Genomic DNA, 25507 nt, shown 5'->3' on the forward strand with positions numbered 1-25507 from the left:
GCCTCGCCAGGGCTCGACAGCTCCCACACTTGATCTTCATCCAACCTGAAATCCCGGACCCGCCGCCAATCCCTGTGGGAGCTGTCGAGCTTTAGCGAGGCTGCGATGGCGGCAGCCCAGCCACTGAAGATGTCGCCTGACCCACCGCTTTCGCAGCCTCGCCGGGGCTCGACAGCTCTTGGGCCTTTAATGAGTAGCGCTGAGGTCCAGGCGTTTACGTGAGGCTTGATACTCGCCCTTGAGCCGCTCGATCAGCTTGCTGGCAGGGAGTACCGACTTGACCGCGCCGACGCCTTGGCCGGCCCCCCAGATATCTTTCCATGCCTTGGCCTTGGCTCCGTCACCGGTGCCGAAGTTCATTTTCGAGGGGTCGGACACCGGCAGTTCATCCGGGTCCAGGCCGCTGTTGGCGATGCTTTGACGCAGGTAGTTGCCATGCACGCCGGTAAACAGGTTGGAGTAGACAATGTCATCGGCCGAGCTTTCGACAATCATTTGTTTGTAGGCCGCCTGGGCATGGGCTTCTTCAGTGGCGATAAATGCCGAGCCTATGTAGGCCAGGTCAGCCCCTGCCGCCTGTGCGGCAAGTATCCCGTTGCCGTGTGAAATAGCCCCCGAAAGCAGCAGCGGGCCGTCGAACCATTCACGAATTTCCTGGATAAGCGCAAAGGGCGAAATCTTCCCCGCATGGCCACCAGCACCTGCTGCCACGGCAATCAGGCCGTCGGCGCCTTTCTCGATGGCTTTTTTGGCGAAGGTATTGTTGATCACGTCGTGCAGCACGATGCCGCCGTAGGCGTGCACCGCGTCATTCACATCCACCCGCGCACCCAGGGAGGTGATGATGATCGGGACTTTGTACTTGGCGCACAGGGCCAGGTCGTGTTCGAGGCGATCATTGGACTTGTGCACGATCTGGTTGACCGCAAACGGCGCAGAGGGCTTGTCCGGATGCAGGGCATCGTACGCGGCCAACTCGGTGGTGATTTGCTTGAGCCACTCCTCCAGCACCGGTGCCGGCCGTGCATTCAGCGCCGGGAACGAACCCACCACGCCCGCCTTGCACTGGGCGATTACCAGCTGCGGGCTGGAAATAATAAACAGCGGCGAACACACCACTGGAATCGAAAGACGGCCTTGCAACACAGCGGGGAGAGTCATGGCGGCTCCAATCGGATCGGGTGTCGGGTACCCGGCGACGAGAAATTAGCAGGCTGAATTTTAATATGCAACCAGTTGCATAGTTGTCCGGCCATTACCCGCAACAAATGTGTTTGCTGTTCTATGCTTGCTTGGCGGGACTCATTCTTAAGGACGGGAGATAGGTATGACCAATGAACCCAAGCCACACGACGAGACGCAGCAGGAGCGCGCCCGGCAGCGTCGTGAGGAAGAGAAACCACAGACCTGGAAGCACCCGGACGACGGTACGGAACTGTCCGAGCGCGATCAGGAACGTCCGCTGAAACCCTGACGGCTGCCGGGTGCGTGTCAGTTTTGGATCGGCGTACACAGTTCCACCAGCGTTCCATCCGGGCAACGCACATACGACACCACCTGGCCCCAGGGCTTGCTGCTTGGCGCCGTCAGTTCGCTTGCACCGGCGCTTAGCGCCTTGGCGTGGGCGGCCGGCACGTCATCGGTGACGAACCCCAACTCCATGCCCAGTGGTTGTTTCGAGCTGTGGGCTGCCACGTGCCCGCCGCGAAAATTCATGTCCCCCAGCTCATGGGCCGCGAAGGACAAGGTCGTGCCGCCCGTTTCCAGCTCGCCATAGGTGCCTGATTCATGCAGGAAACGACGGCTGAAACCGAAGGCGTCTTCAAAAAATTGCAGGGACGCGGCGACGTCCGGGACGTAGACGATGGTGTAGGCGAATTTCATGGTTAAGCGCTCCATGCTTGAGTGAGATGGCAATTAAAGAGTGCCTGCCGATACCAGCAAGGCCGTAGGAAACCCCGACGCGAGCACCAGGTACGCAACGATCGCGGCCAGGCATAACCCGACAAATACCCGCAACAGTGTCCGGGCGGTGGGGTGGGCGATGAACTTGATGGACCAGATGCACATCCCGGCCATCAGAACAGCCAGGACAAGAATGACCAGCACGGTGATGTTCTCGGTTGCCGTAAGAAGCTGATTTATAGTCTCAAACCCTTGGCTTGGATAGTCTGCACATAGACGCAGGGCTCGCTGTGTTCCTAAACTGCCGACTGTCTTGGGCTGTGGTGCGCGTGCCATGAATCGCAATGAATTACGCAAGGCCGATATCAATCTGATGGTGGTCTTTGAAACGCTGATGCTCGAGCGCAACGTGACACGCGCGGCAGAGAAGCTGTTTCTCGGCCAGCCGACGATCAGCGCGGCCCTCAATCGCCTGCGCACGTTGTTCAACGACCCGCTGTTTATCCGCGTCGGCCATCGCATGGAACCCACGGCGCGGGCCGAGGAACTTATCCTGCATCTGTCGCCGGCCCTGGACTCGCTGTCGGCGGCGTTGAGTCTTACCCATGATTTCGACCCGTCTGTCAGCACCATGACCTTTCGCATCGGCCTGTCCGATGACGTGGAGTTCGGCCTGTTGCCGCCGCTGCTGCGTGCCCTGCGCACCGAAGCGCCACAGGTGGTATTTGTGGTGCAGCATGTGGATTACTGGCGCATCCCGGATTTGCTGGCATCGGGCGATATTACCGTCGGCATCACCCAGACTCGCGGTCTGCCGGCCAATGCCAAGCGCAAGTTGTTGCGCCATATCCGCCCCAGCGTGCTGCGCGCCGATGCCTCGGACCAACCGCTGACCCTCGATGAATACTGCTCACGGCCCCATGTGCTGGTGTCTCACACCGCCAACGTCGCCGGTTTTGCCGATGAGTGGCTGGCGGAAATTGGTCGCAAGCGGCACGTGGTGTTATCCGTGCCGCAATACAGCTCCTTGCCGGCATTGCTGGCCGGCACCGATATGATCGCCAGCCTGCCGGACTATGCGGCCCAGGCCATGGCGGCGGCGGGCAACCTGTTTTGCGAGCCGTTCCCGTTCGACACGCCGACACTGGACCTGTCCATGGTCTGGCTCAGTCACGTTGACAGCGACCCCGCCGAACGCTGGATGCGCTCAAGGCTGGAAGCCTTTATGAGGGGCTGAGAACGTCACGCATGGGCTTGTGTTGCCGCTTCCAGCTTGAGGCTTGCCGCTGCCGTGGCCACCTGCTCCCGAAACCACAGGTTGGCGCTTTCCTGCTCGCTGGCGTCGTTCCACTGCATATCCAGGGTAAATCCCGGCAGGCCGTTGGGTGCTTCGCAGTGGCTAAACTGCGGCGCCACGGCCAGCAACTGTTGCACGCGCCGGGGCAGGGTGACGATGAAGTCGGTGCCGGCAATCATCTTCAGCGCTGCGCTGTAGCTGTTGGCCCGGGCAATGACCTGACGCTTGTGGGCCTGGCGGGCCAGCCAGCCGTCGATCATGTTGGTGTCTGAGGTCCAGGGCGTAGGGAACACATGGCGTCGGGCCACAAAGGATTGCAAGCTGAATGCCGGCTCCCGGGGGGCGGCGCGTTTGTCGAAGACGCAGACCAGATCGTCCTCCAGCAGCATCTGGGTCCTCAGGTCTTTGTGCTCGCGATGAAAGTGCGGGCCGAAGCAGATCACCAGGTCCAGGCGCCCGTCACGCAGCGCTTCGATGGGAATCTCGGTTTCCAGCTTCTGCACGTTGACGATCACCGGCAGGTCGGCATGATCGAAGTGTTTCAACAATCTGGGCAGGATCAGTTGCTCGAAGTACTCGGGCGCACAAAGGTTGAAGGTGACGGCTTTTTGCTTGGGGTCGAACGTCTGCGCGCCTGCATGGCAGAGGTTGATGCTTTCGAGGATTTTCTGCACATGGCCATACATGGTGCTGGCCTTGTAGGTCGGGCGCATGCCGGCGCGGGTATTGATAAACAGGTCGTCCTCAAAGCTGGTGCGCAGCTTCTTGAGGCTGTAACTGACGGTGGACTGGCTGACAAACAGGGTTTCGGACACATCGGTGACGCTGCTTTGCTCATACACAGCGACAAACACCATCAGATCCTGCATATCGAGCTTTCTAAGCAAGTTGCTGTTTAGCATTCGTTCCGTCCGTGAGTCTGTTGCGCAACCGCAGCGCAAACAAGACAAAATGTTAACGGAACGCTCGTCCCAATAGAAAGGTCTGTCGGACCTTTCTATGTTCATTGTGGGACAGATACTGTTTGGAACACGACGCCCTAGCGGATATGCCGTGCATAGTGGCGTGGGTCGAAGCGCAGGACGATCAATAACATCACCACCACCACGGCGGTGAGTGACCACCAGGCCCATTCGAAACTGCCCAGTTGGTCGCGGATCATCCCGGCAATCAGCGGCGATACACCAGCAATCAGGTAGCCGATACCCTGCACGAATGCCGTCAGGCCACCGGCGCGGCGTGGGTTGTCCAGATGGTCAAGGGACAGGATCAGGCTCATCGGAAACAGCCCGCCAATGCCCAGGCCCAGCAGGCATGGCCACAGTAATGTGAGGTGCTGCGGCGAAAGGATCAGGCCACAGAAGCCTGCGATGATCAGCACCAGCAACACGGCAACCACGCTGCGCTTGTCCTGCCGCCGGTTGGCGATGGCCGGGGTGATCAGCCCGGAGACCACTTCCATGGCCGTCAGGAAACCCAGCAGCAGGCCGGCGTTCTGTTCGCTCCAGCCCTGCTCGACGTAGTACGGCGCCAGCCACGCCAGTACGCAGGTGTAGGAAGCGGTACCGAGACCGAAGAAAATCGCCAGCAACCACGCGCGGCGATTACCGAAAAATGACTCCTGTGGGCCCGCGCCGGCTGGGGGCAGGGGTGGCAATGCCGCGCGCTGGGCGTACCAGAACAGCAGTGCCAATACCGCAAGCACCGCCCAGATTGCCAGGCCGATGCGCCAACTGCCGGTCTGCACCTGGATGAATGGCGAGAATGACGCCGCCAATGCCGCACCGCCCATGATCGCGGTGACATACAGGCCCATGAACAACGAAACGTTGTCGCGAAAGTGCGACTTGATCAGGGCGGGCATCAACGCCTGGATCAACGCAATGCCCACGCCGGCGGCAATGGCGCTGAGGATCAATTCGGCCGCAGAGTCGAGAAACAGCCGCGACAGGGTGGCGAGGCCAATCACCACCAGCGACAGCACGATACTGCGATGCTCACCCAGTCGTTTGCCCAAGCCGATGCCAAAGAACATCGCCAAGCCCATCGCCATCACCGGCAGCATGGTCAACAACGAAGCGGTGCTGAAACTCAGGGGCACATCGCCGCGAATCGACGATAACAAAGGCCCGACCGCCGCCATGGAGGGGCGCAGGTTCAGGGCCACCAGCACAACGCTGAGCATCAGCCAGAGGGCGGTGGTGGGTTTGGCGTGGACGTTTTCCATGGGCGGACCTTGAGCGGACAAGGTCGCTATTAGGCGGCCGCCCAGGGCGGGGGGCAAATGAGAAAGTCGCAGGCGCTATTGAAAAAACAGGCGCCGCTTTGTCGAATGCACACCTGACCTGTGGCGAGCGGGCTTGCCCTAATGCCGTTCAGTTAAGCCTTTTTGTAGGAGCGAGCTTGCTCGCGAAGAACTTGAGAGCGCCACGTTTACCTAGCAAACACGCGTTATCGTTGACGTCCTTCGCGAGCAGAACTAGGCGTCCCCCTCGCTCCTACAGAAAGCAGAATCCGCTTAACTGAACGGCATTAGGGCTTGCCCCGCGTTGGGGCGCGGAGCGCCCCCAATCAGGTATTGCGCAGAGACTGGTTGTGGGGCTGCTGCGCAGCCCCGCGCGGGGCAAGCCCGCTCGCCACAGGGTGTGTGTTTAGTAGCCTACGGTGAAACGCTGGCGCGAATGTTTCGGTATTTCCACTTCATCGATCAACGCAATGGCGAAGTCGGCAAAGCTGATCCAGCTACGGCCTTCGCTGCTCACCAGCAGGTCGTCCTGGCCCAGGCGGAACGTGCCGGTGCGCTCAGTCTCGACAAACTCCGCCGAGGGCGAAAGAAAGGTCCAGTCCAGCGTCTTTTCCTGGCGCAAGGTGTCGAGGAACGCCGCACCCGCACTGGCCTCGGCCTTGTATTCGGCAGGGAAGCCTTCGCTGTCGATGACCCGCCCGCCGCCCGGCAACAGCAGCGAACCCGCACCGCCCACCACCAGCAGACGCTTCACCCCGGCCTGTTTGACCGGCCCGATCACAGCGGCCGCGGGCAGGGGTGGCGAAGTGTGCGGCGCTGATCACCACATCACTGCCGCTGATGGCCTGTTGCAGGGCGTGGGCGTCCAGTGCGTCAGCCTGTTTGACGGTCAGGCCGGGGCGCGCTGCGATAGCGCCCGTGTTACGGGCAATGGCCGTGACCGTGTGACCGCGACGCAGGGCTTCTTCCAGCAGTTGGCTACCGGCACGGCCGGTGGCACCAATGATTGCAATCTTGCTCATGACGTTCTCCAGGGTGGGTAAGGGTTGGATCAATTCACCACTTCATTTCGCCCTTGGCGACTTTGGCACTCAGCTCCAGGGAGCTTTCATCGGCCAGTTGCGGGTAGCGTTTTTTCATGGCGGCGATCAGTGCGGTGGAATCCTTGGCCTTGGCGGTCTCTACGTCGAATGCCTTGATGTACTCGGCTGTGAAGGCGACAGATTTGGCCGTAGGTGTGCCCAGGTAGTGACCGGGTACCACGGTGACCGGTTTGAGTTTTTCGATGCGTTGCAGGGTGCCCAGCCAATCGGCGTGGGATTTCGCGCCCTGGGTGTCGGCCATCCACAGGTGGATGTTTTGCGAGACCACCACGCCGCCGACCACGGCCTTGATCGATGGGATCCAGACAAAACTACGATCCGGCTGCGGGCCGTCCAGGCCGATCACTTCCAGTGGTTGCCCTTCAAGCGTCAGGCTATGGCCTTCGAGGACTTGGGGAATAATGGTTTTGGCCGGCTTGTCGGCGCCCATTTTCGGGCCCCAGTATTCGATCTTTCCGGCAACGGTGGCCTTGATATGATCGACCACCGGTTGCGGCGCAAGGATCTTGGCTTGTGGGAACGCGCTGGCCAGGGTGTCGAGGCCGAAGTAGTAGTCCGGGTCGCCATGGCTGATGTAGATGGTGGTCAGTTGTTTGCCGCTGGCGCGGATCTTCTGTACCAGTTGCTCGGCCTGGCCTTTGCCGAACTGCGCGTCCACCAGGATCGCGTCTTTCTCGCCGCTGACCAGCACCGAGCTGACGGGGAAGATCGCCGATTCGCCCGGGTTGTAAACGTCGAGGGTGAGGTCGGCGGCGACGGCGTGGGCGGCAAAGCCGAGAACGGTAGTGGCCAATACAAAGCGCTTGAGGGTGGTGAGCATGTTCGGGTCCAGGTCAGGGGTGCCTTGGCAGGCGATGGACAGAGCTTAGTTGCACTGAACGCAGCAAAAAATGCGATGCTGGAACATAGTTTGTTTCTGAAATCGGGCAAATCATGGATCGTCTTCAAGCAATGCGGGTGTTTGTCACCGTGGTCGACCTGGGCAGCCAATCTGCCGCTGCCGATCATCTGGACCTGTCGCGCCCTGTCGTGTCGCGTTATCTGGCGGAGCTGGAGGACTGGGTCGGCGCTCGCCTGATGCACCGCACCACCCGCAAGCTCAGCCTGACCGCCGCTGGCAGTGAAACCCTGCCACGCTGCCGGCAGATGCTGGAATTGTCCTGCGACATGCAGGCCGCCGTCAGCGAACCGGACGACGCCCCCCGTGGCCTGGTGCGCCTGAGCGTCAGCACCTCGTTTGGCCAGGCGCAGTTGGCCGAGGCGATGGCCGAATACGTCAAGCGTTACCCGTTGGTCAGCATTGACCTGCAGATGCTCGATCGCACGGTGAACCTGGTGGATGAGCGTATCGACCTGGCGATCCGCACCAGCAATGACCTGGATCCCAACCTGATTGCCCGTCAGTTGACCGTATGCCGCTCGGTGATCTGCGCTTCGCCGGCGTATCTGCAGGAACACCCGCAGCCCCAGCGGGTAGAGGAACTGGCGGGGCACAACTGCCTGACCCATTCCTACTTCGGTAAAAGCCTGTGGCATTTCGAGGAGGATGGCGAACCGGTGTCGGTGCCGGTGCACGGCAATATCAGCGCCAATGAAGCCAGCACCTTGCTACGGCTGACACTGGCCGGGGCAGGGGTGGCGATGTTGCCGACCTATCAGGCCGGCGATTACATCCGCAGCGGTCAACTGATCCGCCTGCTGCCCCATGCCGAGCCCCGGCAGATGAACATGTACGCGGTATACGCCTCGCGCAAGCACATGCCCCAGGCCTTGCGCAGCCTCCTGGATTTTCTGGTATTGCGCTTCCCGCCCGAGCCGCAATGGGATGCGGGGCTGTAGGCCCGATAAGGCGCCTGAATACCCGTCAATACTGGCAACTCGCCCTGGCTGACCTATGCTCAATACAGCACCTTCTTGATCTGTCCGGAGGTTAATGCCATGACGATCAAAACCAGAAAGTACCTGATGATCTTTGCCCTGTGCGCCTTCGCCACAGCCCTCTACGGCACCGCTGCCTACCGCGCCGAACAGGCCCGTCAGCAACCGGGCATGGCTGCGACCTGCAACCATGGGCAATGCACCTACTCAGCGACGTTGAGCGCTCTGCGCTGAAACGCCATCGGTAGGCGCCGCGTTCAGTTGTTCGCGAAACGCCTTGGGTGAAAACCCCACGCGGCGTCGGAACAGGCGCGAAAAGTTGGTCGGATCAGAAAACCCCAGCACATCCGACATTTCATTGATGGTCATGCTGGTGTACGTCAGCAGGCGCTTGGCCTCCAGCAATTGGCGGTCATGCATGATCTGCAAGGCCGGCTGCCCGCCCAGTTCGCGGCAGGTGCCGTTGAGGTGCGACACCGAGATCCCCAGCTTGTGCGCCAAGTCTTCGATTTTCGGGTGTTCGCGGTAGTGCTGCTCCACCAACTGGGTGAAACGCCGGAAATACTCACGGCCCCGTGGTGCCCGAGGATGGCGGCGCTGGATGGCCTGGCGACTGATCCACACCAGTAACACGCTGACCAGGGCATGCATCATCATGTCCCGGGCCGGGAAGTCATCGTTGTATTCGTGTTGCAGCCGAGTAAACAGGCTATTGAGATAGTCACTGTCCTGGCCCGCCGCGTAACTGCCCAGGGTGCTCAAACCGTCCACCGTCGAACCCAACTGGCCTTGCAGGTGCGCCACCAGTGGCGCGGCCAGTGTCACCACAAAGCCTTCGACATCTTCGGCAAACCGAAACCCATGCACACACAGCGGCGGTAGCACTTGCAGGGTCGACTGCGTCAGCGTCGTGCGCTGGCCTTCGATCTCCAGTTGCGCCTGGCCCTTGTACACGTAGAGCAATTGGCACAGGTCCGCATGCCGGTGGGGTTGGATCTCCCACTGGTACTCACGGCTGCGCCGGGAGATGGTTTCACAGTGCAGCAAGTCCGGGGTCGGCCACTGTTGGCTTTCCCCGTAGAGTTTGAACACTGGAATCGCGGGACTGGCATTTTTGGTCATATTTTTATCCGATACTCAGGACAGTGGTGCGGTAATCGCCCCGATTGGCGAAAAGCGCAGGCTTTGGCTCAGTTTTCACCTTCTTGTGGCGGTCACTCAAGGGAAAAATGCCAGTACCAAAACCACTGACAACGCTTTCACCGGTTACGTTCGGGGGAAGCGGGCGGGCCATAAAAATAATGAAAACGCTAAAAACTCAAATCGCCATCATCGGCGCCGGTCCTTCGGGGCTGCTGCTCGGCCAGTTGCTGCACAACGCCGGCATTGAAACCCTGATTCTTGAGCGTCAGGCCCCGGACTATGTACTGGGGCGGATTCGCGCCGGGGTACTGGAGCAGGGCATGGTCGACCTGTTGCGCCAGGCGGGCGTCAGCCAGCGGATGGACGCCGAGGGCCTGGTGCATGAAGGCTTCGAGCTGGTGCTGAATGGGCGTTTGCAACACATCGACCTGAAATCTTTGACCGGCGGCAAGACCGTGATGATCTACGGCCAGACCGAAGTCACCCGCGACCTGATGGCCGCTCGCGAACAGGCCGGCGCCATCACTTTCTATGAAGCACGCAACGTCCAACCCCACGACCTCAAGGGCGAACGGCCCTGGCTGACCTTCGAGCATCAAGGCCAGCAGGTACGCGTGGACTGTGACTACATAGCCGGTTGCGATGGTTTCCACGGCGTGGCGCGCCAGTCGATCCCCGACGACGTGCTCAAGACCTTCGAGCGGGTTTACCCCTTCGGCTGGCTGGGCATTCTTGCCGACACCCCGCCGGTCCACGACGAATTGGTATACGCCAAGCACCCGCGCGGCTTTGCCCTGTGCAGCATGCGTTCGTCCAGCCGCAGTCGCTATTACCTGCAAGTGCCGGCCGAGGAGTCGATTGACGCGTGGTCCGACCAGCGCTTCTGGGATGAACTCAAGGCGCGCTTACCCACGGATCTGGCCGCGCAATTGGTCACCGGGCCGTCGATCGAAAAGAGCATCGCCCCGCTGCGCAGTTTCGTGGTGGAGCCCATGCAGTACGGGCGCCTGTTCCTGCTGGGGGACGCCGCCCACATCGTGCCGCCCACCGGGGCCAAGGGTCTGAACCTGGCGGCCAGCGATGTCAGCACCCTGTTCACGATCCTGTGCAAGGTGTACCGGGAAGGGCGTTTGGAACTGCTGGAGAAATACTCACAGATCTGCCTGCGCCGGATCTGGAAGGCCGAACGGTTTTCCTGGTGGATGACCTCGATGCTGCACCAGTTTCCCGAGGCCGATGGCTTTAGCCAACGTATCGCCCAGAGTGAGCTGGAGTACTTTGTCGAGTCTGAGGCCGGGCGCAGAACCATTGCAGAAAATTACGTCGGACTCCCTTACGAGGCTATCGAATAGCCAGCTATCGAGTAACATGACGGGCATTGCCGTGGGCCTCTTTTCCCGTGGCCTTGCCTGCAGGTTCTGTCGTGACTCAACCCACACCTTCCGTACGCAGTGTCCTCGCCGCGCTGATGCTGGCGATTTTCCTCGGTGCCCTGGACCAGACCATCGTGGCTGTGTCGATGCCGGCCATTTCCGCCCAGTTCAACGACGTCAACCTGTTGGCCTGGGTCATCTCCGGCTACATGGTGGCGATGACGGTGGCGGTGCCGATCTACGGCAAACTCGGCGACCTGTATGGGCGCCGGCCCATGATGCTGATCGGCATGGGCCTGTTCACCGTCGCCTCACTGTTTTGTGGCATGGCGCAAAGCATGGAACAACTGGTGCTGGCGCGCATCCTCCAGGGCATTGGCGCGGGCGGGATGATTTCGGTGAGCCAGGCGATCATCGGCGACATAATCCCGCCTCGCGAGCGCGGGCGTTATCAGGGTTATTTCAGCAGCATGTACGCGGTCGCCAGCGTAGCCGGGCCGGTGCTGGGCGGCTATATGACCGAGTACCTGTCGTGGCGCTGGGTGTTCTTGCAACCTGCCATTGGGCGCGGGCGCCTGGTGGGTGGCCCATCGCACCCTGGTGGGGCTGCCGGTGCCACAGCGCAAGCCGATCATCGATTACCTCGGCACGTTGCTGATGATCGTGGGCCTGACCGCACTGTTGCTGGGCATCACCGAAATCGGCCAGGGCCATCATTGGCGCGATGATCAAGTGCTGGGCCTGCTCGCCTGTGCCCTGGTGGCGTTGACGCTATTTGTCTGGCACGAGCGCCGGGCACGGGAGCCGTTATTGCCCATGCACCTGTTCGCCAATCGCAGCGCGGTGCTGTGCTGGTGTACGATTTTCTTTACCAGCTTCCAGGCCATCTCGCTGATCGTGCTGATGCCCCTGCGCTACCAGAGCGTCACCGGCGCCGGTGCCGACAGCGCCGCCCTGCACCTGCTGCCTTTGGCGATTGGCTTACCCATGGGCGCGTTCTTCGCCGGGCGCATGACCTCGGTGACGGGGCGCTATAAACCGATGATCCTTGCCGGGGCAGTGCTCACGCCGATAGCGATCCTCGGCATGGCCTTCAGCGCGCCCCAGTCTCTGATCCTGAGCAGCCTGTTCATGGTGCTCAGTGGCATTGCCTCGGGCATGCAGTTCCCGACGTCCCTGGTGGGCACGCAAAACTCGGTGGCCCAACACGACATTGGCGTCGCCACCAGCACCACCAACCTGTTCCGCTCCTTGGGCGGCGCGGTTGGCGTGGCATGCATGTCGGCCTTGCTCCTGGCGTTGTTGCAAGATTCGAGCTTTGCCCATCTGGCCAGTGGCTCGATGATGGCTGAAGGCAGTTCCGGCAGTGTCCTGCTCGATGGCCTCAATGCGGCACCGGGGCCTGCGCAGGATGCCTTGCGTGGGGAGTTGCTGAGTACGTTCCGGCATTTATTGATGGTCAGCGCGGCGGTGTCGCTGCTGGGGCTGGCGGCGGCGATTGCCATGCCCAACCAACTGTTGCGTGGGCGTGAGGACAAGGCGCGATAAGCCCGTGATTATGCTCATTTAAAACCCCGCCCTGTGGCGAGGGGGCTTGTCCCCCGTTGGGCTGCGCAGCAGCCCCAAAAGTAATCACCTCGGTCTATCTGATAGAACTCAGTGATCTTATTGGGGCTGCTGCGCAGCCCAACGGGGGACAAGCCCCCTCTCCACAGGGATGGTTTGGCGCGGGTGTTTTATGGGCTGTAGTAACCCACCGCCACCAGAAAATGCCCGCTCTTGCGCAGGTAGGCATGCTTGTCTTCCACCTTGCCGGTCACCGGGTTTTTCCAGCGGTACTGGTATTCCCCCTGATCCTGTTCCTTCATCAATTGAAGGATCGGTTCGCCCACGGGCTTGCCGTCCGGGTCTTTGACCTTGGCAAAGTCGGTGTTGATCAGGCGCAGGTTGGTGCCATGGGCCACGTAGCGCCCGGTATCCAGATCGACCACAAATACATACAAGTCGTCCTGCAGAAAGCCGCCTTGCAGCGCGTTGATTGCCTTCAGTGTGCCCGCTTCGTTTTTCTCCAGATCCTTGACCGCCTTGTCCCGCAGGGCCTTGGCCTGTTCGGGTGTGGCGCGGGGCAGGTAATAGCCGACGGCCAGGATGTGCTGGCCGATGCGCTGGTAGAACACATGTTTGCGTTCCACCTTGCCATCGTTCCAGTTCTGCCAGCGGTACTCAGCCTGTTGGATGCCATTGCCTTCCGGGATTTTCAGCGCCTCCTTGAAGGACTGGCGCAGGTCCGGCCCGAGCACTTCGGACACGTCGCGCCCGATCAGCGCCGATGACGGGCCGCCACTGGCCAGCAGCACGCCCTTGGTATCGACCACGAACACATAGCGATCCTTGTCGACAAACTCGCCCTGGCGGCTGAAGGCGGCGAAGGCCTTGTCACCGTTGTCGTGGTAATAAGCCAGAGCCTTCTCCAGCAGCGCCTTGGCGGCTTGGGCGTCCTGTTCCTGGGCGGTAGCGGCGTGGGCCTGGCTGACACACAACAACAGCAGCAGCCAGGTGGCGCGGAGCATTCCCTTCATTGACCCGTCCCTCGTTCTTGTGAATGTCCCAAGAGCGTAGACGGTTGTCCGGGGATTAGAACGGCTGGGTCGGCAGGTATTTTCCGTCCAGGGTAATGACCGCGCGGGAGCCGCCGTCCGGGTCTTCGACCTTTTTGATGTCCAGCTTGAAGTTGATGGCGCTGATGATGCCATCGCCAAACTGCTCGTGGACCAGGGCTTTGAGGGTTGAGCCATAGACCTGCAGCATTTCATAGAAACGGTACACGGTCGGGTCCGTCGGAACGCCACCGGGGATGCTGCCGCGCAGAGGCACGCTTTGCAGCAAACGGCTGGCGTCCGCGTCCAGGCCCAGTTTGGCGCACACCACATCGGCTGCGTTCTTGGGCAGCGGGTGTTGCCCAAGCAGAGCAGCGGTGACGAACGCCAGGCTCAGACCGGTGCCGTCGGTGAGGTCCTGCCAGGACAGGTTCTTGCGAGCCTTGATATCAATCACAGTGTCGGCCAGGGCCAAGCGTGGGGTTTGGGACAATTGGGATTGCAGCATGATGACTTCCTCTTCGGTTAAATAAGGTTCAGGCGGCGTGTGCGCGGGTCTGTGGATTGTCCAGCAGGGATACAAAGCGAGCGGTGCGGCCATCCAAAGCGTTGATGCAGCCGCTTTCGATATCGTAGACCCAGCCATGCAGATTCAGCCGGCCCTGTTCCAGCGCCAGGGCGACGCTGGGATGAGTCTTGAGGTTGGCCAATTGTGCGACCACGTTTTCCCGTACCAGGGCGTCCAGTCGCTCCGCATCAGAGGCATGGGTGCGTGCGGCATTGATCACCTTGGCCGACTCGGCATGGCGCAACCAGTTGGCCACGGCGGGCAAGTGATCCAGGCATTTGCAGGTGGAAATGGCTGTCATGGCTCCGCAGTCGGAATGGCCGCAAATCACGATATCGCTGACTCCCAGCACGGCCACCGCATATTCGACCGTGGCCGAGACCCCGCCCGGCTCCGGGCCGTAGGACGGCACGATATTGCCGGCGTTGCGGATCACAAACAGATCGCCTGGTTCCTGCTGGGTCAACAACTCCGGGACTACACGGCTGTCGGAGCAGGAAATAAACAGCGTGCTGGGGGTTTGCGTGGTTGCCAGTTGCTTGAACAGGTCACTGCGCTGGCTGAAGGCTTCGCTCTGGAACTTGCGCAAGCCGTCGATGAGATGCTGCATGGTGTTTCTCCTTGCGTCGCTGATGGGGCAAGGATGGAAGTCTTTGGCTATAGCGTCCAAGACCGGCTTATTATAGTTTCTATAAGTAATACCTATAGTTTGAGTGTTTTGCATGCTGCTACGTCATATCCGCTACCTGCTGGCCGTCGCCGAGCACCGTAACTTCACGCGGGCTGCCGAGGCGTTGCATGTGTCGCAGCCGACATTGTCGCAACAGATCAAGCAACTCGAAGAGAGCCTGGGAGCACCGCTGCTGGATCGTTCCGGGCGCAGTGTCAACCTGACCGATGCGGGTCAGGCCTATGTGCGGTTTGCCCGCCTGGCGCTGCAGGATCTGCAGGCGGGCACCCGGGCTATGCATGACGTGCAGGACCTGAGCCGCGGCAATTTACGCCTGGCCATCACCCCGACATTCACCGCGTACCTGATCGGGCCGCTGCTGGCCCAGTTTTATCGGCAGTATCCGGGGATCACCGTCAGCGTCGAGGAAATGACCCAGGACCGGCTTGAGCGCGCGCTGACCGAGGATCTGCTGGATATCGGCATTGGATTCAGCGGCGAGCACATGCCAGACATCGAATGCCAAGGGGTGTTTGTCGAGGAGTTGAGCGTAGTGGTCAGCGCCAGTCATCCAACCTTGAAGCGCAAACAGTGGCTCAAGCTGGCTGACTTCAAGCAGCAACCCCTGGTGCTGTTGAACAGCGGATTTGCGACGAGACGTTACATTGATGACTATTGCCGGACACTGGAAATAAAGCCGCAGATTGCCATGCAGGCCAATTCGATCAGTGCGGTGATTGAAATTATTCGCCATACCCAGTTGGCGACGATCCTGCCCCGCGAAGTGGCCATGGCCCAGCAGGGCTTGCACGCGGTGCAACTGCGCCCGCCGTTGCCGCAGCGCACGGTGGCCCTGCTCAGTCGCAAGGGCGCTTATCGCAGCGCGGCATGCCGGGCGTTTGTCGACTTGGCGAGTGGGTGGCGAATGTTTAGTCATCCAGAGAGTGAACTCCACCAAGACTGAATTTAAGGGCTTAACCCAGCGTGTGAGGCTGGCGCTTATCTCTTCACTGTGATCCCTGCATGGACGGTTCCCCCGACGCTCACCCCGAGGCCTCGCCTGGCGCCATTGCGCCCTGCTGCCCGGTATGTCGGTTGGGTGCTGATGCACTGCCCTCTGAACTGGCCTTTTGGGCGCTGTGGCACTGCCGCCACGCCCGCCCGCCAGACACCACGCCCTTACGCTGATTGCCCCCATCCAGGGCGTGCCGTCGCGCGCGCCTGCCTGACGCAAACGTAAGAGAGCTGCCATGAGTACCGTCTTTGCCAACCTGCACGAAGCCCAATCCTTTCTTGACCAAAACCCCGATATCGAGATGTTCGAACTGTTCATCCTCGACAGCAACGGCGTGCCCCGGGGCAAGTTGCTGCACCGTGATGAACTGCTGGCGGTCTATGCAAGCGGTCGGCCGCTGCCCAGTACCATCCTGGGCCTGACCCTCAATGGCGATGACGTCGAGAACTCCGGCCTGGTGTGGGAGGTGGGCGATATTGATTGCCGTGCCTACCCAATCAGCGGCAGTTTGCAGCGCATGCCGTGGCGTTTGATTCCCACGGCTGCGGTGCAGGTCAGCATGCACCCCGAGGAAGGCCTGCCGGCGACGGTTGCCGATCCACGGCACTTATTGTCCAGGGTGATCGACGGGCTCAAGGCCGACGGTTATTACCCGGTGATGGCGGCGGAACTGGAGTTCTACTTGCTTGACCAGAAGCCCGACAGCCATGGCCGCCCGCAACCGGCGCGGGATGTGGATGGCGCTCGCCCGCGCTCGACCCAGGTCTATGGCCTGCGCGAACTGGAGCAGATCGAGCCGTTTCTGGCCGACCTGTACAGCGCCTGCAAACTGCAAGGCATCCCCGCGCGCACGGCAATCTCCGAATACGCTCCGGGCCAGGTGGAGATCACCCTGGAACATCGCAGCGATGCATTGCAGGCGATGGACGAGGCGGTGCGTTACAAACGCCTGGTCAAGGGCGTGGCCCACAAGCACGGGATGACGGCCTGTTTCATGGCCAAGCCGTTCGACGACCTGGCCGGCACGGGCATGCACATGCATGTCAGCCTGGCGGATGCCGACGGCAACAACCTGTTCGCCAGCGAGGCGCCCGACGGTACGCCATTGTTGCGCCAGGCAGTCGGCGGGATGCTCAGCACCTTGCTCGACTGCTTGCTGCTGTTTTGTCCCAACGCCAACTCCTACCGCCGCTTCCAGAGCAACAGCTATGCGCCGCTGGCCGCCACCTGGGGCGTCGACAACCGCACGGTGAGCCTGCGTGTGCCAGGCGGGCCCGCGTATTCGCGGCATATCGAACACCGCATCTGCGGTGCCGATGCCAATCCTTACCTGGCCGCGGCGGCCATTCTCGCGGGGATTCATCGAGGCATTCGCGAGCAGCGCGATCCCGGCGCGCCGGTGACGGGCAACGGTTATGCCCAGGCCAAGGAGTTGCTGCCCACCGATTGGCTGACCACCTTGCGCGCATTGGAAGGTTCGGCCTGGGCGCGTGAGGCGTTCGGCCAGGAGTTCCTCGGTGTGTACTTGGCGGTCAAACGGGCCGAGTACCGGCAGTTCATGGGCGAAGTGGGCGAGCAGGACTGGCGCTGGTACCTGCATCAAGCGTGATGATTCGCCGCGACGCTTTCGACCTTTTTTTCACGCGGGGGTGGTTAAGCTCAAGTTCCAGTGTCCGTAGAGACCGGTTCATCTACATGAGTCCCGTGATGTCGCCACCCCCCCTATCGTCCATCGAGGCTGAATTCGCCGCGCGCTGTGATCGTGACCACGCTCGGGTCTGTGGTGACACGCGCCCGCCCGGTTTGCTGCGGCGCTTGTGGTTATGGCGCGATGAGCGGCTGGTGCGCCACGCCCTGAAAGTGGCGGGGGAACCCGGGTTGGTGCTGGACCTGGCCTGCGGAGCGGGGCGTTTCTGGCCGGTGCTGGCCGAACACAGCAACCGCGTGATCCTGGCCTCGGACGCTTCCCAGGCCATGCTCGATCATGCGCAGAGCCATCATGGCGCGGCATTTTTGCGGCGGATCAAGACCTTTCAGGGCTCGGCATTTTCCATCGGCCTGTCGGCCAACGCGGTGGACTGCATTTTTTGCCTGGAATTGTTTCGCCACGTCCCCACAGCTGACGCGCGACTGGCGCTGTTGCGCGAGTTTCACCGGGTCAGCCGCGACACGGTGATTGTCTCGGTAGACAGCGACAGCCGCCATCGTGAACGCCACCCGGCAGGCACCGGGCAACCTTTGCCGGCCCATCGCAGCGAGGTGGAAGCGGAGTTCCGCCAGGCGGGCTTCACTGTGCTTAGCCAGCAAGAGTTCATGCCCGGCTCGGCCTTGTGGCGGGTTTATGTGCTGCGTAAAAGAGGATAAGCCGTACACGTCGGACTATTCTTGGTCTCCTGTCAGAGTTTTCATGATGGCTGGCACTCTGCGGGTGCTCGAAAGACCCTCAGGCGATATATACTGCGCGCCATTCTTCAAGGGAGAGCCGTGTGGCCATCGATATTCACTGGATCTGCGACAACGATAGCCTCGGCCAGCATTGCGCCGAATGGCAGCAGTTGCCATTCGTCGCCCTCGACACCGAATTCATGCGGGTCGACACCTTCTATCCCATCGCCGGGTTGATCCAGATCGGAGACGGTGTACGCGCTTATCTGATCGATCCCCTGACCATCGATAACTGGCAACCCTTGGCCGCGCTGCTGGAAAATCCAGCGGTGATCAAGGTGGTGCACGCCTGCAGCGAAGACCTGGAAGTGTTGCTGCGCCTGACCGGCAGCCTGCCAGTGCCATTGTTCGACACGCAACTGGCGGCAGCCTACTTGAACCTCGGCTTCTCCATGGGCTACTCGCGCCTGGTGCAAGCGGTGCTGGATATCGAGTTGCCCAAGGGCGAGACCCGTTCGGACTGGCTGCAGCGGCCATTGTCCGAGACCCAGGTCAGTTACGCCGCCGAAGACGCGGTGCATCTGGCGCAAGTCTATACACGCCTGCGTCCGCGGCTGTCTGACGATAAGTACGCCTGGGTCCTGGAAGATGGCGCCGAACTGGTGGCCAACCTGCGCCGGGAAATCGACCCCTACGAGGTCTACCGCGACGCCAAGCTGGCTTGGAAACTGTCCCGGGCCCAACTCGCCGTGTTGCGCGAACTGTGCGCCTGGCGCGAGCAGCAGGCCCGTGCCCGTGACCTGCCACGCAACCGCATCATCCGCGAACACTCGCTATGGCCCCTGGCCAAGTCGCAGCCGGATAACCTCGCTGCCCTGGGCAAAATCGAAGACATGCACCCGCGCACCGTGCGCCAGGACGGCGAGTTCCTGCTGGGCCTGATCAAGCGTGCCGCCAGTGTGCCGATGGACCAATGGCCACCGGCTGTGCCGGAGCCGTTGCCGGTGGATGCCGCGGTGCTGATCAAGCAACTGCGCGCCCTGGGCCAGACCTTCGCCGAACGCCTGGACATGGCCCCGGAACTGATGCTGCGCAAGAAAACCCTGGAGGCGCTGGTCAAGAGCGGCTACCCCGATGGGCCTTACCAATTGCCTGACTCGCTGCGTGGCTGGCGCCGCGAGTTGATGGGCCAGGCGCTGCTGGACAGCCTGGCCACTGCCGGAGAACAGCCTTGAAACATATTTGTTCCATCTATAGCAGCCCGAAACGCGCCGGCATGTACCTCTACGTGCTCAAGAGCGATGCCCTCGAGCGCGTGCCCGAAGACCTGCTGACGGTTTTCGGCAAGCCGGTACACGCGTTCAGCCTGGTGCTGACGCCGGAACGCAAGCTGCAGCAGGAGGATATCCTGAAGGTCCTGGCCAACCTCGAAAAGCAGGGCTACCACCTGCAAATGCCACCGCCGGAAGACGAGTACATCGAACACCTGCCCGAAGAGTTGCTGCGCCGTAACGACCCGATGTGATCGACCCGTGTCCCGTTCGGGGCACGTTTGAATCGAATGACCTGGCGAGCCCCGAGCCCTGCAGTGAGTTTGCTGTCGGTGGCCGCCTGCACTGTTTTTGAAAGGTTTGAACCATGCGCGTTCTGATAGCAGAACAGGACCACCCGCTGTACGCCCGACTGCTGCGCGAAGCGGCGCCGGATATTGAAGTCCTGACCAGTGGCGACTCGGCTGAGTTGTCGCGCCTGGCCGCCGATTGCCCGGTGTGGCTGGGCCAGCCAGACCTGCTGGCAACCCTGCTGCGCCAGGGCCATCACCCGCAGTGGCTGCAATCGACCTGGGCCGGCATCACGCCGCTGCTGGCCGATGGCTTGCCACGGGATTATCGGCTGACCCGTGCCGTCGGCATTTTTGGCCAGGTGATGGCCGAGTACGTGCTCACCTATATGCTCGGTCACGAGCGTGAAGTGCTGGCGCGCCTGGTGAGCCAGGTCGAGCGCAAGTGGGACAACCGTATGGGCCAGAGCCTGGCGGGGCGCAAGGTGCTGATTGTTGGCACCGGTGACATCGGCCAGAGCGTGGCGCAGTTCCTGCTGCCCTTTGGCGTGGAGTTGTACGGCATCGCCAGCCAAGCCCGGGAGCAGGCACCGTTTATCGAAGTGGCCGGGCCGGATCAACTGGGCCGTCTGGTAGGCGAGGTGGACTATGTGGTCAACCTGCTGCCCAACACGCCCAACACCCACGATCTGTACGACGCTGCGCTGTTCAAGCAGTTCAAGCCGACCGGGTTGTTTATCAACGTCGGCCGTGGCGTGGCGGTGGTGGATGCCGACCTGGTCGAGGCTTTGAAGGAAGGCCACCTGGCCGGTGCGGTGATCGACGTTTGCCGCCAGGAGCCACTGCCCCAGCGCCATCCGTTCTGGACCGCCTGGGGTTTGCTGCTGACGGGGCACAGCTCCGCGCCGACGTGCCCGCGCAGAATGGTGACGCTGTTTGTCGAAAACCTGCGGGCGTATCAGGCCCGGGAGGCACTGCGCGGCGAAGTCAGCTTCGAGCGTGGGTACTGAGGGACCTTGGCCCACGCCCAGCCCGCGCGATGCGGGCCAGGGGCGTGGGCAAATGGCTGTTAACACTTATCCAATTTCACCCACGCCGAGGGTATGGGAGGCTCCTGTTTTCATCCTGAAAATGGCTTTCCCTCCATGGTTGATCTCACTGCTGTAACCCGGCAACTCTCCCAACCCCCTTCAGGCACCGTGCCGGTGCTCCTCCAGCCTGCGGGACCCGTGCGTGTCAAACGGGCCGCACCGCCCAGCACCGCGCTCAAGGCCGCCCTGGGCGAGAGACAGAACCTGCGTGCCGTCGCGCAACAACTCAACGCCATCGCCCTACGCCTGGGAGACAGTGCCACGGCACCGGCGATCCAGGCGGCACTGGCCTCCACTCCAGTGGATCTGCACCCCGACTCCTCGTCTCTGCGCCAAGACGGTGCCGCTGTCACCTTGGCCTCTTTCATCAGGGACCGGGGCCTGCACATGCCCGTCACGCACTTTCACCTCGACGCTCTGGCCAGTGCGTTGAACCATAAAGCCCTGGAACACCCCTTGGCCGACTTTGCCGGCGGACTGTCCTGGCCCATTCCCATGAGTGCCGGCACCCAGCAAAAGCTTCTGGGCGCAGCCGTGACCTATTACCGCGATACCCGCTTGACCCCAGGGGTTCTGGAACACCTGAAGGGCGATTTGGCACTGTCTGACGAACAGTTGCGCGACCCGGTCAAGACCCTGGAATCGCTGATCGGCTCTGCACGCGCTCAAGCGCTGGGGCAGGCCATGCAAAACCAGCTGCTGGGCCTTGCGACGGACACCAGTGTCAATGAGTTCGCCCTCACAGCCCTGCACCTGATGCTTGATCCCCAACCCCATCGCAACAAGGTCGCCGGTTACGATTTGGCACACACGCGCCACTGGGGCCAACCGGCTGGCGCGGTTGTCGACGGGCTGCGTGAGCACCTGATCAGTCGCGCAAAAACCAGCCCTGAAATGGCCGGGGTCGGGGCTTACCTGTTACTGGCAAAAACGGCGCCGGAGTTTCTGATCAAGGAGATTCCCGCGAGCGTGACCTACGGCAGTCCCGCCTGGCTCAGCCTGTCGATCGCGGCGGCGACGATTGAGGCCCGTTCGCCTGGGAAGGTAGCGAACATGAGCTTTGCACAGGTCATGTCCAGCGCTCAAAGTGCCGCGCGGCATAATCCGGCCATCACCGAACACGCGCAGAAACACGCGTTGATCGATTGGGGCATCGTCAACGGAGTGCTCGAAAACACAGACGATCAGCAGTACACCCCTGAGGCACTGGATTCGCTCCGAACCACTTTCAATCAATGGCAGAGCACACGGCTGCGTGCCTCTGAGTCATTGGATAAAGAGATCCCGACACGTAAGGATATCGCCAGGGCCCGGCTCATCGAGCGGTTTGGAGACTTGGGGGCGCTGTTCGAAGAGAAACTCATCTCGACCAACGGGCGGCTCGGGACCGGTGAACAAGTTCGATTGGTGGGCCGCCATTCGTTGCTGGACATTGCCATGATGGATCTGGCCAACCCGGCACCGTTTTACTCAAGTGATAGCCGAATTCCTTTGGCGCTGCTGAATGCGAATCCACGGTTCGGTGTGGGCCCTGCGTTCGATCAGCAATTTGCAGAGGCGATCGAGGAAAAAAAGAGCGCATTGCACACCACGGTCCGACAACTGATTGCTCAGTTGCCACTGGAGCGCCGCAAGAACCTTGAATATGGCGCACTGACTTTCTATCAGGCGTCGTCCCACACCCTGGGGCTGGATTTCACCACCACCCTACCTGGGCCAAAAGTGCATACGCTGCTGGTAAGGGCTGAGCGAGATGGTGTTTCGACCGCCTATGAAATCGATTTGGGCAAAGGCCGGATTGAACCAGTCGACCTTGCCAAGGCCCAGGTCCAAAGCATGCGTGTCGCCAATCGGGTATCTGAAACCAAGGTGTTCACACCCCGTGGTGATGACGTGCAGGGCTTGCGTGAACCCCGTCCACAGAGCGCGTTGGTCCCCCAGAGTTTTTCGACCAACCGTACCCAACGTATCGCTGATGCCTTCGTTCAGCATCTTGAACTTGATGATCCCCAGATCAAGGAGCAGGCCAGGGGGCGCACGACGCTGGATGAGCAAATGGGCAGGGCGGCTCCGGTCGAGCAGTTCCTGCTGAACCTGATTCCATTGCGCTCGGCCATCGTCAACTTTCAGCAAGGCAACTACCGCGAGGGTGCTTTTGACCTGGTGCTGGATATCTTTGGGTTTCTCACTGCCGGGGCGGCGGCCAGTGGCAAGCTCGGCAGGTTGATTTCCAGTACAGCCAGCAGCGCCACCAAGGTTTTGCGCGGCGCCAAAATCATCGGCACCACCCTTGTCAATGCATTCAATCCCCTGGGCGGTTTGGGTGACCTGGCGGTGGGGGGCACGCTGTTGGCGAGCAAAGGCGGGCGCTTGCTGTTTGCCAAAGGGGGACTCGCTGTCAATAAGCTCAAGGGGGCGAACGGCAGCTATGATCTGTTGAAGGTCGCCAGCCGGCAGTACGATGCGGCGGCAACGGGCTCCCTGACGGTCGCGGGCCAGCGCATTGAGACCGGTGCTGTCCTGCAGAACGGCAAATGGTATGCCTTTGACGTCGACAAAATGCGCGCCTACGGGACCCCGCTCGAAGGCTTTACCCCCGGCACGAAGGCAACAAAGGGCATGCTTGCCCTGGCAGGCGCTGAGCCAGGCACGCAGTTGAGCAATAAGGTGTTGGCCGAATTCAAGGTCGCGCCATCGATCATCGACGGGCTCTCAGGCAATAGTCGGGGTGTCTATACCACGGCCGACGGCCATTCTTCCTACATCCGCCATGTTGACCACAACGGTGACGCCGCAGTCTATGAAGTTCGCCAGGTCACCCGCACTGAAGACGGGGCCGTCCAGGCACGGATCTATCACAATAATCGCCAGACGCCACTGCTGGTCCAGCATGTCCAGGGTGATCAGTGGCAACGCCTGGGGATTCGGGGCGGCAACCTACCTTCGGTCAAGGACGACCTGGGGCCCGTGATAGGTCAGGGCGGGGAGGGCATCGTCTACGAGAGCCTTGATGGCAAAAGTGTCTATAAAGACCTGGGCACCACCTCATTCAAGCCTCCTGCCGGTTTTCAAGACAGGGAGACCGAGTGTTTGAACATCTTTTACGGCGAGGGGTTTGCCACGACGATTTTTGAAGACGGGCACAAATACATAAAAATGGGCAAGATCGATGGCGTGGACCTGGCGCATATGCCCCAAGGCAGCCTGCCACCAACCGCCGGCACGTTACTCGATGAGGCCATCGCGAAGATGGAGGCCAAGGATCTTTATCACAATGACTTGCAACTGAAGAACTTCATGTACAGCGCCAAAGACAACAAAGTCTACCCGGTGGATATGGATGCCATGATGGGCGAGCATGTCGTCGGGCCGGTAGCCAGCACCTACAACCGGCTAAAACAGGAACTGCGCCACGCCTACGCCGCTCTTGTCGAGAGGCGTAGGGACTGACCCTTCAGCAACTGCCGGTACGATCAATCGTGGTGCGTGAAATCGCCGGCTGAAACCAGCTCGCTCAAAGGGCGCCGTGGGCTCGGGGCTTCCCGGGCCTGCAGGTAGTCGGCCAGGGTCGCCTTGTCCCCCAGTTTGCCCACGGCGATCGCCGCATGCAGTGCATAACCCTCGGGGATCTTCAGTTCCTTGCGAGTCAGTTCCTGATCGAAGCCGGCCATGCCATGGGTATGCCAGCCGCTGATGCTGGCTTGCAGCGCCAGGTGGCCCCAGGCTGAGCCGGTGTCAAAGGTGTGCCAGAGGGCTGGTGTCTCTTCGCTGGCGCCAGGTACGGCGAAGTGGGTTTTTGACACGACGATCACCAGGGCCGACGCATGTTGCGCCCAGCCACGGTTGAATTCATTGAGCAGGCCAAGGAAGCGCTGCCAGTCCGGCGTATCGCGACGGGCATAGAGAAAACGCCAAGGTTGCGAGTTGTAGGCCGAAGGCGCCCAGCGCGCGGCCTCGAAGAAACTCAGCAGGGTTTGCTCCGGGATGCTTTCCCCGGTAAACGCACGCGGCGACCAACGTTCGGTGAATTGCGGGTGGATCGGGTAATCGGCAACGCGTGCTTGAGTGCTCATAAGCGCATCCTGATGAAAAAACCGGCCTTCAAAACTACTGCGCCGCTGTGTACCTGACAAGTCTTGCCCTACCGGCAGTCGTAAGCGCTTGGCCCCAGGGGGCTTGGGCACTAGACTGGCGGCCTTTTAAAATACCGAAACTGATGTAGAGCCATGGCCGCCAAAGTCGAACCTTTCTGGATACGCAAAACCCTTGAGCACCTCGATCAGGAGGAATGGGAGTCGCTGTGCGACGGCTGTGGCCTGTGCTGCCTGCAAAAGCTCGAAGATGAAGACGACAACAGCGTCTATTACACGCGTATCGCCTGCAAACTGCTGGACCTGAAAACCTGCCAGTGCACCGACTACCCTAACCGTCGCGACTCGGTGCCTGATTGCATCCAGCTCACGCCGGGCCAGGCTGATCAGTTCAAATGGCTGCCGCCGACCTGCGGTTATCGTCTGGTGAGTGAGCGCAAGGACCTGCCGCTCTGGCACCACTTGGTCTGCGGTGATCGCGATGCCGTGCACCATGAACGCATTTCCCAGTCCGGCCGCATGCTCAGTGAAGGCAGCGTGCCCGAGGATGATTGGGAGGATTACCTGATTTTCCGCGCTGGCTGA

Annotated in this window: 24 protein-coding genes and 2 pseudogenes; 14 read left to right on the forward strand and 12 right to left on the reverse strand. The window is 61.2% G+C overall.

Annotated elements, in window-relative coordinates; genetic code table 11:
* Positions 1-186 precede the first annotated feature (186 nt).
* Positions 187-1161: an NAD(P)H-dependent flavin oxidoreductase gene (locus JTY93_RS06750; protein ID WP_205476237.1), complete on the reverse strand. Its 975-nt coding sequence runs from the start codon at positions 1159-1161 to the stop codon at positions 187-189.
* A gap of 166 nt (positions 1162-1327) precedes the next feature.
* Between JTY93_RS06750 and JTY93_RS06755 the strand changes: the two genes are divergently transcribed.
* The gene (locus JTY93_RS06755; protein WP_205476238.1) at positions 1328-1474 is read left to right on the forward strand and encodes a hypothetical protein; all 147 of its coding nucleotides are present in this window, start codon (positions 1328-1330) and stop codon (positions 1472-1474) included.
* A gap of 17 nt (positions 1475-1491) precedes the next feature.
* On the opposite strand, the gene JTY93_RS06760 is transcribed toward JTY93_RS06755, so the two are convergent.
* Positions 1492-1884 carry a VOC family protein gene (locus JTY93_RS06760; protein ID WP_169993506.1) on the reverse strand — a complete coding sequence of 131 codons (393 nt, stop codon included), beginning with the start codon at positions 1882-1884 and terminating at the stop codon, positions 1492-1494.
* 33 nt (positions 1885-1917) lie between these two features.
* A complete protein-coding gene (locus JTY93_RS06765) occupies positions 1918-2109 on the reverse strand; it encodes a hypothetical protein (protein ID WP_169993503.1) in 192 nt (63 codons plus the stop codon).
* Between the two features lie 130 nt (positions 2110-2239).
* On the opposite strand from JTY93_RS06765, the gene JTY93_RS06770 reads away from it, so the two are divergent.
* Positions 2240-3142, forward strand: a complete 903-nt coding sequence (locus JTY93_RS06770) for a LysR substrate-binding domain-containing protein (RefSeq protein WP_205476239.1) — start codon at positions 2240-2242, stop codon at positions 3140-3142.
* Positions 3143-3147: 5 nt separating this feature from the next.
* Here JTY93_RS06770 and JTY93_RS06775 read toward each other — a convergent pair whose 3' ends face one another.
* The 4 genes and pseudogenes from JTY93_RS06775 to JTY93_RS06790 all read right to left on the reverse strand — a co-directional run bounded on the left by JTY93_RS06775 (position 3148) and on the right by JTY93_RS06790 (position 7370).
* The gene (locus tag JTY93_RS06775; RefSeq protein WP_205476240.1) at positions 3148-4104 is read right to left on the reverse strand and encodes a LysR family transcriptional regulator; all 957 of its coding nucleotides are present in this window, start codon (positions 4102-4104) and stop codon (positions 3148-3150) included.
* A 137-nt stretch (positions 4105-4241) separates the two neighbouring features.
* Complete coding sequence (locus JTY93_RS06780) at positions 4242-5429, reverse strand: cyanate transporter (RefSeq protein WP_205476241.1); 1188 nt, start codon at positions 5427-5429, stop codon at positions 4242-4244.
* Between the two features lie 424 nt (positions 5430-5853).
* Positions 5854-6469, reverse strand: a pseudogene (locus tag JTY93_RS06785) (NAD(P)-dependent oxidoreductase).
* Between the two features lie 34 nt (positions 6470-6503).
* On the reverse strand, positions 6504-7370 hold the full coding sequence (locus JTY93_RS06790) for an MBL fold metallo-hydrolase (protein ID WP_205476243.1): 867 nt from the start codon (positions 7368-7370) through the stop codon (positions 6504-6506).
* 113 nt (positions 7371-7483) lie between these two features.
* Here JTY93_RS06790 and JTY93_RS06795 point away from each other — a divergent pair, with 113 nt between their 5' ends.
* On the forward strand, positions 7484-8389 hold the full coding sequence (locus JTY93_RS06795; RefSeq protein ID WP_205476244.1) for a LysR family transcriptional regulator: 906 nt from the start codon (positions 7484-7486) through the stop codon (positions 8387-8389).
* 99 nt (positions 8390-8488) lie between these two features.
* Positions 8489-8662: a hypothetical protein gene (locus tag JTY93_RS06800; RefSeq protein WP_169993488.1), complete on the forward strand. Its 174-nt coding sequence runs from the start codon at positions 8489-8491 to the stop codon at positions 8660-8662.
* On the opposite strand, the gene JTY93_RS06805 is transcribed toward JTY93_RS06800, so the two are convergent.
* Complete coding sequence (locus JTY93_RS06805; protein WP_205476245.1) at positions 8636-9550, reverse strand: helix-turn-helix domain-containing protein; 915 nt, start codon at positions 9548-9550, stop codon at positions 8636-8638. The two genes, JTY93_RS06800 and JTY93_RS06805, sit on opposite strands and share 27 nt — an antisense overlap.
* A 179-nt stretch (positions 9551-9729) precedes the next feature.
* Here JTY93_RS06805 and pobA point away from each other — a divergent pair, with 179 nt between their 5' ends.
* Positions 9730-10923 (forward strand): 4-hydroxybenzoate 3-monooxygenase, encoded by a 1194-nt coding sequence (gene pobA, locus JTY93_RS06810; RefSeq protein ID WP_205476246.1) that lies wholly within the window; start codon positions 9730-9732, stop codon positions 10921-10923.
* Positions 10924-11039: 116 nt separating this feature from the next.
* Positions 11040-12492, forward strand: a pseudogene (locus JTY93_RS06815) (MDR family MFS transporter).
* A gap of 188 nt (positions 12493-12680) precedes the next feature.
* Here the strand turns inward: JTY93_RS06815 and JTY93_RS06820 are convergent.
* Genes JTY93_RS06820 through JTY93_RS06830 form a run of 3 tightly spaced genes read right to left on the reverse strand, consistent with a single transcriptional unit; the run spans position 12681 to position 14719 of the window.
* The gene (locus tag JTY93_RS06820; protein WP_205476247.1) at positions 12681-13523 is read right to left on the reverse strand and encodes a cache domain-containing protein; all 843 of its coding nucleotides are present in this window, start codon (positions 13521-13523) and stop codon (positions 12681-12683) included.
* A gap of 55 nt (positions 13524-13578) precedes the next feature.
* Positions 13579-14049, reverse strand: coding sequence for a cyanase (gene cynS, locus JTY93_RS06825; RefSeq protein WP_205476248.1), 471 nt, complete (start codon positions 14047-14049; stop codon positions 13579-13581).
* Positions 14050-14077: 28 nt separating this feature from the next.
* Positions 14078-14719: a carbonic anhydrase gene (locus JTY93_RS06830; protein ID WP_205476249.1), complete on the reverse strand. Its 642-nt coding sequence runs from the start codon at positions 14717-14719 to the stop codon at positions 14078-14080.
* 112 nt (positions 14720-14831) lie between these two features.
* Here JTY93_RS06830 and cynR point away from each other — a divergent pair, with 112 nt between their 5' ends.
* The 7 genes from cynR to JTY93_RS06865 all read left to right on the forward strand — a co-directional run bounded on the left by cynR (position 14832) and on the right by JTY93_RS06865 (position 24281).
* Positions 14832-15743: a transcriptional regulator CynR gene (gene cynR / locus JTY93_RS06835; protein WP_205476250.1), complete on the forward strand. Its 912-nt coding sequence runs from the start codon at positions 14832-14834 to the stop codon at positions 15741-15743.
* A gap of 286 nt (positions 15744-16029) precedes the next feature.
* Complete coding sequence (locus JTY93_RS06840; RefSeq protein ID WP_205476251.1) at positions 16030-17403, forward strand: glutamine synthetase family protein; 1374 nt, start codon at positions 16030-16032, stop codon at positions 17401-17403.
* Positions 17404-17501: 98 nt separating this feature from the next.
* On the forward strand, positions 17502-18158 hold the full coding sequence (locus tag JTY93_RS06845) for a class I SAM-dependent methyltransferase (protein ID WP_205476252.1): 657 nt from the start codon (positions 17502-17504) through the stop codon (positions 18156-18158).
* A 122-nt stretch (positions 18159-18280) separates the two neighbouring features.
* Entirely contained in the window at positions 18281-19414 is a 1134-nt protein-coding gene (rnd, locus tag JTY93_RS06850) for a ribonuclease D (RefSeq protein ID WP_169993476.1), read from the forward strand.
* Positions 19411-19704: a YcgL domain-containing protein gene (locus JTY93_RS06855; protein WP_205476253.1), complete on the forward strand. Its 294-nt coding sequence runs from the start codon at positions 19411-19413 to the stop codon at positions 19702-19704. The genes rnd and JTY93_RS06855 overlap by 4 nt, the downstream gene beginning before the upstream one ends.
* A 113-nt stretch (positions 19705-19817) precedes the next feature.
* Positions 19818-20750 (forward strand): D-2-hydroxyacid dehydrogenase, encoded by a 933-nt coding sequence (locus tag JTY93_RS06860; RefSeq protein ID WP_169993472.1) that lies wholly within the window; start codon positions 19818-19820, stop codon positions 20748-20750.
* A 537-nt stretch (positions 20751-21287) separates the two neighbouring features.
* Entirely contained in the window at positions 21288-24281 is a 2994-nt protein-coding gene (locus tag JTY93_RS06865; protein WP_205476254.1) for an OspG family effector kinase, read from the forward strand.
* A 23-nt stretch (positions 24282-24304) separates the two neighbouring features.
* On the opposite strand, the gene JTY93_RS06870 is transcribed toward JTY93_RS06865, so the two are convergent.
* The gene (locus JTY93_RS06870; RefSeq protein ID WP_205476255.1) at positions 24305-24904 is read right to left on the reverse strand and encodes a nitroreductase family protein; all 600 of its coding nucleotides are present in this window, start codon (positions 24902-24904) and stop codon (positions 24305-24307) included.
* Positions 24905-25057: 153 nt separating this feature from the next.
* Here JTY93_RS06870 and JTY93_RS06875 point away from each other — a divergent pair, with 153 nt between their 5' ends.
* Complete coding sequence (locus tag JTY93_RS06875; RefSeq protein WP_029292333.1) at positions 25058-25507, forward strand: YcgN family cysteine cluster protein; 450 nt, start codon at positions 25058-25060, stop codon at positions 25505-25507.

Source organism: Pseudomonas hygromyciniae, assembly GCF_016925675.1.
GTDB lineage: Bacteria > Pseudomonadota > Gammaproteobacteria > Pseudomonadales > Pseudomonadaceae > Aquipseudomonas > Aquipseudomonas hygromyciniae.